The sequence below is a fragment of the Shimia sp. genome (genome assembly GCF_041624275.1).
In the GTDB taxonomy this organism is placed as follows: domain Bacteria; phylum Pseudomonadota; class Alphaproteobacteria; order Rhodobacterales; family Rhodobacteraceae; genus Shimia.
Window position 1 is genome coordinate 1 of the sequence record NZ_JBFJVE010000092.1, and the last position, 11,269, is coordinate 11,269.

The window sequence follows — 11,269 nt, forward strand, 5'->3', positions numbered from 1 at the left end:
ACCGTGGCCAAGACCGGCGCCACCAAGCGCATCGGCCCCTTCGCGGTCCCGAAATGCATGTCCTCGACGATCTCGGCCAACCTTGCCACCGCCTTCAAGATCAAGGGTATCAACTACTCGATCACCTCGGCCTGCTCGACCTCGCTGCACTGTATCGGCAATGCCGCCGAACAGATCATGATGGGCAAGCAGGACGTGATGTTCGCCGGCGGCGGCGAGGAACTCGACTGGACGCTGAGCTGCCTCTTCGACGCCATGGGCGCCATGTCCTCGAAATACAACGACACGCCCGAGCAGGCCAGCCGCGCCTTCGACGCCACCCGCGACGGTTTCGTGATCTCGGGCGGCGGCGGCATCGTGGTGCTGGAAGAGCTTGACCACGCCCTGGCCCGCGGCGCCAAGATCTACGCCGAAGTCACCGGCTTTGCCGCCACCTCGGACGGCCATGACATGGTGGCGCCCTCGGGCGAAGGCGGCGAACGCGCCATGCGCCTGGCGCTGGCAACCCTGCCCGAAGGCCGCCGCGTCGACTATATCAACGCCCATGGCACCTCGACCCCGGTCGGCGATGTCGGCGAGGTCGAAGCCGTGCGCCGGGTCTTCGAAGGCCAGACCCAGCCGCCGATCTCCTCGACCAAGTCGATGACCGGCCACGCCCAGGGCGCCGCCGGCGCGCTCGAGGCGATCTTCTGCCTGCTGATGCTCGACAACGACTTCATCACCCCCTCGATCAACGTCGAGACCCTGGATCCGGCGATCAACGAGGGCGAGATCGCCACCGCGCTGGTCGAAAACGCCGGCCTCGACAGCGTGATGACCAACAGCTTCGGCTTCGGCGGCACCAACGGTTCGATGATCCTCAGCAAATACAAGGGGTAAGCGACATGTCCGATCTTCTGAAAGGCAAACGCGGCCTGGTCATGGGCGTCGCCAATGACCGCTCGATCGCCTGGGGCATCGCCAAGGCGATGGCCGGCGCCGGCGCCGAGCTGGCCTTTACCTACCAGGGCGAGGCCTTCGGCAAGCGCGTGGCGCCGCTGGCCGAGAGCCTGGGCAGCGATTTCCTGGTCGATGTCGATGTCACCGACGATGCCTCGCTGGATGCGGCCTTTGAACAGCTGGCGGCGAAATGGCCGAGCATCGACTTCATCGTCCATGCCATCGCCTATTCCGACCGCAACGAGCTGACCGGGCGCTTTCTTGACACCAGCCGCGAGAATTTCAAGAACTCCCTCGACATCTCCTGCTATTCGCTGATCGAGGTGGCGCGCCGCGCCCATCCCCTGATGAAGGACAACGGCGGCACGGTGCTGACCCTGACCTATCAGGGCTCGAACCGGGTCACCCCCTTCTACAACGTCATGGGCGTGGCCAAGGCGGCGCTGGAATCGGCCACCCGCTATCTGGCCAATGACCTCGGCCCCGACGGCATCCGGGTCAACGCCATCTCGCCGGGCCCGATGAAGACCCTGGCCGGCGCGGCCATCGGCGGCGCCCGCAAGACCTTCCGCCAGACCGAGGCCAACGCGCCGATGCGCGCCAATGCCACCCTCGAGGCGGTGGGCGGCACCGCGGTCTATCTGGCCTCGGAGGCCGGCGCCTGCACCACCGGCGAGATCATCCGCGTCGATGGCGGCTATCATGTCCTCGGCATGCCGCAGAGCGAAAACCTCTAGCCGCGCGCCAAACCCCAAAAACCAGAAACCGCGCCCTCACAAGCGCGGTTTCTTTACATCTGGCAACCCGCAAGACCGGGCGTCGCCCATACTCTTTCTCTTGCCTGAAATATCCTGGGGTGAATGTCTCCGGCCCTGCGCCGGGGACAGAGGGGCAACGCCCCTGCCCCCAATCAGCAATTAGGCAATCGACACCAGTTCCAGCGCGAAGGTCAGGTCCTTGCCGGCCAGCGCGTGATTGGCATCCAGCGTCACCGCCTCATCGCTCACCGCCACCACGGTCACCGGGATCACCTGCCCCTGCGGCGACTGCATCTGCAATTGCAGCCCCACTTCCAGCGGAATCTCGGCCGGGATCTGATCGCGCGGCACGTCCTGGCGGGCGCCCTCCTGCACCGGGCCATAGGCCTCTTCGCAGGGGATCTCGATGGTCTTCTTCTCGCCGACGCTCATGCCGGTGACGCCGCTGTCGAAACCGGGGATCACCTGACCCGAGCCGAGGGTGAACTCCAGCGGCTCGCGGCCCTCGGAACTGTCGAAGACCGAGCCGTCGCTCAGGGTTCCGGTATAGTGAATGCGAACGGTGTCGCCCGATTTTGCAGCAGTCATGAGATATCCAGTTCTGTTTTGTGCGGCCGCACCCTAGGCTTTGCGGCCCGGAATGGCAAACAGGTGGCGCCGGGCGGCAATCAGGCTTTGACAGCGCCGCGAGGATCGACAGAATGGCCCCGGGGAGAACCGCGCATGACCATCACCACCTGTATCTTCGACGCCTATGGCACGCTGTTCGACGTCGCCGCCGCCGCCCGCGAGGCCGCCGCCGATCCCGGGCGCGCGGATTTCGCCCGCCACTGGCCGCAGATCGCCGAACTCTGGCGCCAGAAGCAGCTGCAATATACCTGGCTGCGCGCCATCACCGGCGCCCATACCGATTTCTGGCAGGTCACCCGCGACGGGCTCGACTGGGCGCTCGAGGCGCGCGGGCTCGACGGCGACGCGGCGCTGCGCGAACGGCTGTTGCAACTCTACTGGGAACTCAGCGCCTACCCGGAGGTGCCGCAGATGCTGGCGGCGCTGAAACAGCGCGGCTTCAACACCGCCATCCTCTCCAACGGCTCGCCCGACATGCTGATGGGCGCGGTCGCCAGCGCCGGTATCGCGCCCTGGCTCGACGATGTGCTCAGCGTCGAGGACGTCGGCGTCTTCAAACCGGCCGACGCGGTCTATGCCCTTGTCACCGAAAGGTTTTCCTGCGCAAGAGACCAGGTTCTCTTCGTTTCTTCCAACGGCTGGGACGCCGCCGGCGCCAGCGGCTTCGGCTTTGTCACCGCCTGGGTCAACCGCGCCGGCGAGCCGGTCGACCGCCTGCCCTGGAAACCGGCGCATGTGCTGTCGGACCTGACCGCCATCCCCGATCTGGCGGGGGTCTGAATGGCGGCCTTCCTGACCTCCGACGGGCTGTCGCTGCATTATAGCGACCAGGGCCGGGGCCTGCCGGTGCTCTGCCTGTCCGGGCTGACCCGCAACGGCAGCGATTTCGACTATGCGCTGCCGGCGCTGGCCGGCTGCCGGGTGATCCGGCTCGACTATCGCGGCCGCGGCAGGTCCGATCACGCGCCGGACCACATGAGCTACAATATCCCGCGCGAGACCCAGGATGTGCTCGAGCTCTTGGAGCATCTGGGCCTGCGCCGGGTGGCGGTGCTGGGCACCTCGCGCGGCGGGCTGATCGCGCTGACCATGGCGGCGCTGGTGCAGGACCGGCTGCTCGGCGTCTGTTTCGTCGATATCGGCCCGGTGATCGAGATGGACGGGCTACAGAGCATCACCGGCTTTCTCGGGCGCACCCCGCCCTGGGCCGACCACGCGGAGGCGGCGCGCCACTACGGCGCCCGGCTGGCGGGGTTCGCCAATGTGCCCGCCGAACGCTGGCTCGAGGAGGTGCGCAAGCACTATCCCGACACCGGCAGCGGGCTTGGCATCACCTATGATCCGAAGCTGCGCGACGCGGTGCTGGCGACCTTCGACCCCGAGGCCGAGCCGCCCGATCTCTGGCCGCTGTTCGAGGCCCTGGCCGGCAAGCCGGTGGCCGCGATCCGCGGCGCAGGCTCGGACATCCTGAGCGCCGCGACCCTGGCCGAAATGCAGGCCCGGCTGCCGGGGTTGATCGCCGCCACGGTGCCGGATCGCGGCCATGTGCCTTTTCTCGACGAGGCCGAGTCGGTGGCTGCCTTGTCAAAATGGATCAAGGAGCTGCAACCGTGAACATCACCATGATCCGCGAGGCCGCCGCGCGCCTCGAAGGCCACGCGCGGCGCACCCCCATGCTGACCTCGCCCTTTCTCGACGAGATCGCCGGGCGCCGGCTGCTGGTGAAGGCCGAATGTCTGCAACACACCGGATCGTTCAAATTTCGCGGCGGCTGGTCGGCAGTCTCGGCGCTGGATGAGGACACCCGCAAGCGCGGCGTCATCGCCTATTCCAGCGGCAACCACGCTCAGGGTGTGGCCATGGCCGCCGCCGCCCATGGCGCGCCGGCGGTGATCGTGATGCCGGCCGATGCGCCGGCGATGAAGATCGCCAACACCCGGGCGCTTGGCGCCGAGGTGGTGCTTTATGACCGGGCCGGCGGCGAAAGCCGCGAGGCGATCGGCGACAGATATGCCGAAACGCGTGGCCTGAGGCTGATCAAACCCTATGACGCGCCGCAGGTGATCGCCGGCCAGGGCACCGCCGGGCTGGAGATCGCCGAACAGGCCGCCGAACTGGGGGTGACGCGGGGCGATGTGCTGGTCTGCTGCGGTGGCGGCGGGCTGACCTCGGGCATCGCGCTGGCGCTGGAGGCCGAGGCGCCGGGCCTGCGGGCGCGGCCCTGCGAGCCCGAGGGGTTCGACGATGTCGCCCGCTCGCTGGTCTCGGGGCGGATCGAGACCAATGTCCGCACATCGGGCGGGCTGTGCGATGCCATCCTGACCCCGAGCCCCGGCGAGATCACCTTTCCGATCCTGCAACGGCTCTGCGGGCCCGGGCTGGTGGTCAGCGAAGAGGACTGCCTTCGGGCCATGGCGCTGGCCTTTGCGCGGCTGAAGATCGTCGTCGAACCGGGCGGTGCGGCGGCGCTGGCGGCGGCGCTGTTTCACGGCGACGAGATCGCCGGCGAGGCCGTGGTGGCGGTCTGCACCGGCGGCAATGTGGACGCGCCGATGTTTCAGGAGGCGCTGGGGCGTTTTGGGTGAACTGGTCCTGCCCGAGGTGCGGTTGTTTTTCTTGAGTATTTTTGGCGAGATGAAGCCGGGGGTCGGGAACATCTTGACCGGTTTTTTTGAGGAGCGGATATGACACGGTTCACCATCGCGTCGTTCAACGTCAAGAACCTGATCGGGGCGGATCGGGAGTATTACCAGTTCCAGTCCTACACCCCCGAGGAATACGCCTGGAAAGAGGACTGGATGGCGCAGCAGATGTTCTCGATGGATGCCGATATCGTCGGCTTTCAGGAGATCTTCGAGGAAGCGGCGCTGCGCGATGTGATCGCCGAGACCGACCGCATCGGGCGCGAGAGCAACGACGCGGTGCTGCCGCCGAAGTCCAAGAGCTATCGCAAGAAGGCGATCTTTCGCAAACTCGGGTACCGCGATTATTCCGAGGCGGCGCTGGCCTTTGCCCCCAATATGAACGATGGCGCGCCGGGGCAGCGGCGGCCGGGGCTGGCGGTGCTGTCGCGTTTCGGCTTTGTCGGCGCACCGGAGGTGATCCAGCAGTTGCCGGTGCCGCTGGAGATCCCGTTTCGCGAGCTCGGCGGCGAGGAGGCCGGGCAGTTTACCCTGAGCCGCCTGTCGCGCCCGCTGCTGAAGCTGCGCATTCCGGTGGGCGGGCATGTGATCACCGTGTTCAACTGCCATCTGAAGTCGAAACTGGGCGAGTATCTGCGCCCCAGGGGGGCGGATTATGCACCCGAGGCGGATCTGACCCGCTATGACCCGGTGGGCCGCGCCATGGGGGCTCTAAGGGCGGCGGTGCGGCGCATGGCCGAGGCCTGGGTGCTGCGGCGCGAGGTCGTGGCCGAGCTGCAAAGGGGCAACCCGGTGATGGTGCTGGGGGATTTCAACGAAGGCGAACATGCGGTGAGCTCCGAGATCATCTCGGGCGAGCAACCTTTCCGCAATTATTCCTGGATGCTGCGCCATGACGCCAAGGATTACAACGACCGCTATTCCAAGGAAGAGGACAGGGATATTCGCGGCGCTGTGCTGGCGCACCGCCTGACCAGCGCCGAGAAACTCTTTGTGCGCAAGTCGTTGCGCGACATGGTCTATACCTCGGCCTTCGGCGGCGTCTATGAGAGCCTCGATCAGATCTACCTGTCGCGGCATTTCCACCCCGACAACGCGGCGCGCATCGGCGAGATGGAGTATTTCAGCGTCTTCAACGACCATATCACCGATGGCAGCCACGCCGAGGCGCCCTATAACAAGCTGGCCAGCGACCATGGGCAGGTGATGGCACATATGAAACTGGGAGACTGAGCGATGCGGATGGCGGATCTGGGCGAGCTGCGGCTGCATTACCGCGAGGATGGTGATCCGGGCGGCGCGCCACTGGTCTTTGCCAATGCGCTGGGCACCGACCTGCGGCTTTGGGACAAGGTGGTGCCCTTGTTGCCGCGCGGCCTGCGCCTGATCCGCTATGACATGCGCGGGCACGGGCTGTCGAGCTGCCCCAAGGGGCCCTATTCCATGGGGGCGCTGGTGCGCGATGCCGAGCGGCTGCTGGATCACCTCGCGGTGCGCGATGCGGTCTTTGTCGGCCTGTCGATCGGCGGCATGGTGGCGCAGGGGCTGGCGGTGAAGCGGCTGGACCAGCTGCGCGCCGTGGTGCTGTCGAACACGGCGGCGCGGATCGGCACCCCGGCGATGTGGCAGGAGCGTATCGAAGCGGTGCGCAAGGGCGGCATCGAGGCCTTGGCCGATGCCACGATGGCGCGCTGGTTCAGCCGCGATTTTCGCGCCACGCCCGAGCTGGACCTCTGGCGCAACATGATGCTGCGCCAGCCGGTCGCGGGCTATCTCGGCTGCGCGGCGGCGATCTCGGGCACCGATTTCATCACCCCGACCAGCGGGCTCAAGTGCCCGCTTCTGGGCATTGCCGGCTCCGAGGACGGCTCGACCCCGCCGGACATGGTGCGCGAGACCACCGAGCTGGTGCCGGGGTCGCAGTTCCGGCTGATCCGCCGCGCCGGGCATCTGCCCTGTGTCGAGCGCCCCGAGGACTACGCCGGCATCCTGAGCGATTTCCTGCGCGACACCGGCCATGTCGGTGGCCTTGCCGATGTCTGACATCCTGCTGCTGCATGGGTCGTGCCACGGCGCCTGGTGCTGGCGCGACCTGATCCCGGCGCTTGAGGCGCGCGGCCATCGGGTGCGCAGCCTCGACATGCCCAGCCATGGCGCCGACAGGACGCCCCTGGCCGAGGTGACGCTGGACAGCTGCACCGAGGCGGTGGTCGCGGCGCTGGGGTCCGAGACGGTGCTGGTGGCGCACAGCTGGGGCGGCTTTCCGGCGACGCTGGCCGCAGACCGCGCGCCCGAGCGGCTGAAACGTCTGATCTATCTCTGCGCCTATGTCCCGCGCGAGGGGCATTCGCTGGTCGACATGCGCCGTCTGGCGCCGCGCCAGCCGATCCTGAAGGCGGTGCGGCGGGCCGCGGACGGCGCCTCCTATGACATCGACCCGGAGCATGCGCGCGAGGTGTTCTATCAGGACTGCCCCGCCGGCACCACCGAATATGCGCTGGCCCATCTGACGCCGCAGGCCACCCTGCCCCAGACCACGCCGGCCGTTCTTGGTCAGGGGCACCGGGCGGTGGCGCGCAGCTATATCCGCACCCTTTACGACAACGCCATCCCGACCGAGTTCCAGGCCGAGATGGCGCGGGGCTGGCCTTTGGGCGATGTCCATGAGATGCATTGCGGACATTCGCCCTTTTTTGCCGACCCCGAAGGGCTGGCAAGGCTGATAGACGATATTGACCGCGCCGCCTGACGGGCGCGAAACCAAAGGAGTGACCATGGCCGGTTCGGTGTTCGACAGCGCGCTTTTTGCCAGGCTTTTCCCGACCGGCGAGGCCGGGCGGCTGTTTTCCGACGCCGCCGAGGTGCGGGCGATGATGCTGGTCGAGGGCACCCTGGCCAAGGTGCAGGGCGAAATGGGGATCATCCCCGAGGACAGCGCGTTTTTCATTCACCGGGCGGCGATGGAAATTCCGCTCGACCCGGCCGGGCTGGCCGAGGCCACGGGGCAGAACGGGGTCAACGTGCCGGGGCTGGTGGCGGCGTTCCGCAAGGCCATGGAGGCGCCGGAACATGCCCAGTTCGTGCATTGGGGGGCGACCTCGCAGGATATCATCGACAGCGCGCTGATGCTGCGGCTGCGCCAGCTCTTGGGTCAGGCCGAGGCCGGGCTGAAGGCGGTCCTGACGCCGATGCGGACTTTGGCCGAGGCGCATGCCGAGACGCCGATGGTGGCCCGTACATTTGGTCAGCACGCCAGCCTGACCAGTTTCGGGGCGCAGGTGGCCGAATGGGGCAACCCGTTGATTTCGCTGCTGGAAGACCTGCCGGATCTGCGCGCGAAAACCCTGATCGTATCGGTGTCGGGCGCGGCGGGCACGGCGGCGGCCTATGGGCCGAGGGCGGCCGAGCTGCGCGGCAGGATGGCGGCGGCGCTGAACCTCGGCGATCCGGGGCGCGACTGGCACGGCGACCGCACGCCGGTCCTGCGCATCGCCGACTGGCTGGGGCGGGTCAACCTGGCGCTGGCCAAGATCGGCGAAGACCTGATTGCCATGGCCATGTCGGGCATCGGCGAGGTCGATCTCGGCGGCGGCGGCGGCTCGTCGACCCTGCCGCAGAAACAGAACCCGGTGATGGCCTCGGCGCTGGTGGCGCTGGCGCATCAGGCGCGCGGGCTTCAGGCGACGTTGCAGGCCGGCGCGGTGCAGAAACATCAGCGCGACGGCGCCGCCTGGTTTGCCGAATGGCTGGCGCTGCCGCAGATCTGTCTCGGCGCCGCCTCGGCGCTGCAACTGGCCGCGCGGCAGATGGCGGTGCTGGCGCCGCGCGCCGATGTGATGGCGCGGGCGGCGGCCGAGCCCCTGCAGTTGATCCATGCCGAGGCCCTGTCCTATGCGCTTTGCGCCGCGATGCGACGCCCCGAGGCGCAGGACGCCAGCAAGGCCCTGTGCCGCGAGGCGCAGGCCTCGGGCGTGCCGTTGCAGGCGCTGGCGGCGCGCGACCATCCCGACCTGGATCTGGCGGCGATCTTCGATCCGGGCCGGCAGATGGGCCATGCGCCCGAGGCGGCGCGGCGTTTCGCAGAGCGGGTCGCAGCGATCTGATGCGCAGCCGGCTGCCCCTGCTGGTGGTTCTCATCGTGGCGGTGATCGACGCCATGGGCATCGGCCTCATCATGCCGGTGATGCCCGAGCTGATCCAGGAGGTCAGCGGCAGCGACCTTGCCCATGCCGCGGTCTGGGGCGGCATCCTGACCACCGCCTTCGCGGTGATGCAGTTCCTGTTCGGGCCGGTGGTCGGCAATCTTTCGGACCGTTTCGGGCGCCGCCCGGTGATGCTGGTCTCGCTCAGCGTGATGGCGCTGGACTATCTGGTGATGGCGCTGGCGCCGAATATCTGGATCCTGCTGGCCGGGCGCATCGTCGGCGGCATCACCGCCGCCACCATTTCCACCGCCAATGCCTATATGGCCGATATTTCCGCCCCCGGCGACAAGGCGCGGCGCTTCGGCTATGTCGGCGCCGCCTTCGGCATCGGCTTTGTGATGGGGCCGGCCCTGGGCGGGCTGCTGGGCGAGCTTGGCACCCGGGCGCCGTTCTTTGCCGCCGCCGCGCTGGCCGCGGGCACGGCGCTGTTCGGCTACCTGTCGCTGCGCGAAAGCCTGCCCGCGCGGCTGCGGCGGCCGTTCCGCTGGGCCCGGGCCAACCCTTTCGGCGCCCTGCGCGCCGTCGCCCGGCTGGCCGAGATCCGCATGCTGCTGCTGACCTTTTTCCTCTATCAGGTGGCGCTGATCGTCTACATGACGATCTGGCCCTATTTCGGCACCGCCCTGTTCGGCTGGTCGCCGGGCATGGTGGGCATGTCGCTGGCGCTTTACGGCAGCGTCTATGCGCTGACCCAGGGGGCGCTGGTGGCGCCGGCGATCCGGGCCTGGGGCGACCGGCGCACGGTGATGGTCGGGCTGGTGCTGGAACTGGTCTTCCTGCTGTTCTACGGGCTGATGCGCCACGAGATGCTGATCCTGATCTCGGTGCCCTTCGCGGCGCTGGCGGCGATCGGAGCGCCGGCGCTGCAGTCGATCCTGTCACGCCGGGTCGGCGACGATCAGCAGGGCGAATTGCAGGGGGTGCTGAGCAGCCTCGTCTCGCTGGCGACCATCCTCGCGCCGGTGGTGATGACGCAGGTCTTTGCACGATTCTCGGGCAATGACGCGCCGGTCTTCGCGCCGGGCGCGCCCTTTCTGCTCTCGGCGGCGATCATGCTGGCCACGATCGCGCTTTTCTGGCGCTCGCGACGTCGCGTCTGATCTGTTTGCGACATGCTTTGTCTCATTCCGGCTTGCCATGACCCGCCGGGGCCGCAACGCTGGCCGAAACCGAGCAAGGGAGAGGTCAGTTGCAAACAATCAGAGCCGCAGTCTGCCATGAATTCGGGCAGCCGCTCGTGGTCGAGGAGGTGCTGCTGCGCGCCCCCGAGACCGGCGAGGTCGAAGTGACGCTGGACGCGGTGGCGATCTGCCACTCGGATATCTCCTATGCCGATGGCGGCTGGGGCGGCTCGCTGCCGGCGGTCTATGGCCACGAGGCGGCCGGAGAGGTCTCGGCGGTGGGCGCCGGCGTCACCGGCATCGCCGTCGGCGACAAGGTGATCGTGACCCTGATCCGGGCCTGCGGCACCTGCCCCTCCTGCTCCGGCGGCCGGCCGACCGGCTGCGAGACCCCCTATGACGGCGATCACGGCCCGCTGCGCACCGCCTCGGGCGGCAAGCTGCATCAGGCGATGGCCTGCGGCGCCTTTGCCGAGAAGGTGGTGGTCGACCAGAGCCAGGTGGTGAAATTCACCGGCGCGATCCCGATGGAGGCCGCCAGCCTGATCGCATGCGGCGTCATCACCGGGGTCGGCGCGGTGGTCAATGCTGCGCAGCTGCGCGCCGGTCAGGACGTGGTGGTGATCGGCACCGGCGGGGTCGGGCTCAACGCCATTCAGGGCGCCCGCATCGCCGGCGCAAGACGCATCGTGGCGGTGGATGTCAGCGAGGAGAAACTGGCCATAGCCCGCGAGTTCGGCGCCACCGACGGGGTGCTGGCGACCGACAGGAAACCCTGGATCAAGGCGATGCGCGCCATGGGCCGCGGCGCCGATGCGGTGATCGTCACCGTGGGCGCCATCGGCGCCTATGACGACGCGCCGCGCTATCTGGCGGGCGGCGGCAAGGTGATCATGGTCGGCATGCCGCATTCGGGGCAGATGTCGACCTATGAGCCGGTCATTCTGGCGGCGCTGGGTCAGGGCATGCAGGGC

12 protein-coding genes are annotated in these 11,269 nt (G+C 68.0%); 11 read left to right on the top strand and 1 reads right to left on the bottom strand.

All coding sequences use genetic code 11. The features are described from left to right. Both ABZD10_RS08810 and ABZD10_RS08815 read left to right on the top strand, forming a co-directional pair. On the top strand, nucleotides 1–879 hold an 879-nt coding region (locus tag ABZD10_RS08810; protein ID WP_372885877.1), incomplete at its 5' end, for a beta-ketoacyl synthase N-terminal-like domain-containing protein. Between the two features lie 5 nt (nucleotides 880–884). Beyond that, nucleotides 885–1,676, top strand: coding sequence for an enoyl-ACP reductase (locus tag ABZD10_RS08815; RefSeq protein WP_372885879.1), 792 nt, complete (start codon nucleotides 885–887; stop codon nucleotides 1,674–1,676). Between the two features lie 180 nt (nucleotides 1,677–1,856). Here ABZD10_RS08815 and ABZD10_RS08820 read toward each other — a convergent pair whose 3' ends face one another. Continuing rightward, nucleotides 1,857–2,285 carry a peptidylprolyl isomerase gene (locus ABZD10_RS08820; protein ID WP_372885881.1) on the bottom strand — a complete coding sequence of 143 codons (429 nt, stop codon included), beginning with the start codon at nucleotides 2,283–2,285 and terminating at the stop codon, nucleotides 1,857–1,859. Nucleotides 2,286–2,420: 135 nt separating this feature from the next. Here ABZD10_RS08820 and ABZD10_RS08825 point away from each other — a divergent pair, with 135 nt between their 5' ends. From ABZD10_RS08825 to ABZD10_RS08865, 9 genes are all read left to right on the top strand, one after another. Beyond that, on the top strand, nucleotides 2,421–3,107 hold the full coding sequence (locus tag ABZD10_RS08825; protein ID WP_372885883.1) for a haloacid dehalogenase type II: 687 nt from the start codon (nucleotides 2,421–2,423) through the stop codon (nucleotides 3,105–3,107). Then, nucleotides 3,108–3,941: an alpha/beta fold hydrolase gene (locus tag ABZD10_RS08830; protein ID WP_372885884.1), complete on the top strand. Its 834-nt coding sequence runs from the start codon at nucleotides 3,108–3,110 to the stop codon at nucleotides 3,939–3,941. A gap of 8 nt (nucleotides 3,942–3,949) precedes the next feature. Continuing rightward, nucleotides 3,950–4,912 (top strand): threonine/serine dehydratase, encoded by a 963-nt coding sequence (locus ABZD10_RS08835; RefSeq protein WP_372885898.1) that lies wholly within the window; start codon nucleotides 3,950–3,952, stop codon nucleotides 4,910–4,912. Between the two features lie 99 nt (nucleotides 4,913–5,011). Beyond that, complete coding sequence (locus ABZD10_RS08840) at nucleotides 5,012–6,202, top strand: endonuclease/exonuclease/phosphatase family protein (protein WP_372885886.1); 1,191 nt, start codon at nucleotides 5,012–5,014, stop codon at nucleotides 6,200–6,202. A gap of 3 nt (nucleotides 6,203–6,205) precedes the next feature. Next, nucleotides 6,206–7,012 (top strand): 3-oxoadipate enol-lactonase, encoded by an 807-nt coding sequence (gene pcaD / locus ABZD10_RS08845; protein ID WP_372885888.1) that lies wholly within the window; start codon nucleotides 6,206–6,208, stop codon nucleotides 7,010–7,012. Then, nucleotides 7,005–7,718 carry an alpha/beta fold hydrolase gene (locus ABZD10_RS08850; RefSeq protein WP_372885890.1) on the top strand — a complete coding sequence of 238 codons (714 nt, stop codon included), beginning with the start codon at nucleotides 7,005–7,007 and terminating at the stop codon, nucleotides 7,716–7,718. Before pcaD ends, ABZD10_RS08850 begins: the two co-directional genes overlap by 8 nt. Nucleotides 7,719–7,743: 25 nt before the next feature. Further along, a complete protein-coding gene (locus ABZD10_RS08855) occupies nucleotides 7,744–9,072 on the top strand; it encodes a lyase family protein (protein WP_372885892.1) in 1,329 nt (442 codons plus the stop codon). Beyond that, complete coding sequence (locus ABZD10_RS08860; RefSeq protein ID WP_372885894.1) at nucleotides 9,072–10,274, top strand: TCR/Tet family MFS transporter; 1,203 nt, start codon at nucleotides 9,072–9,074, stop codon at nucleotides 10,272–10,274. Before ABZD10_RS08855 ends, ABZD10_RS08860 begins: the two co-directional genes overlap by 1 nt. A gap of 89 nt (nucleotides 10,275–10,363) precedes the next feature. Further along, on the top strand, nucleotides 10,364–11,269 hold a 906-nt coding region (locus ABZD10_RS08865; RefSeq protein WP_372885896.1), incomplete at its 3' end, for an alcohol dehydrogenase catalytic domain-containing protein.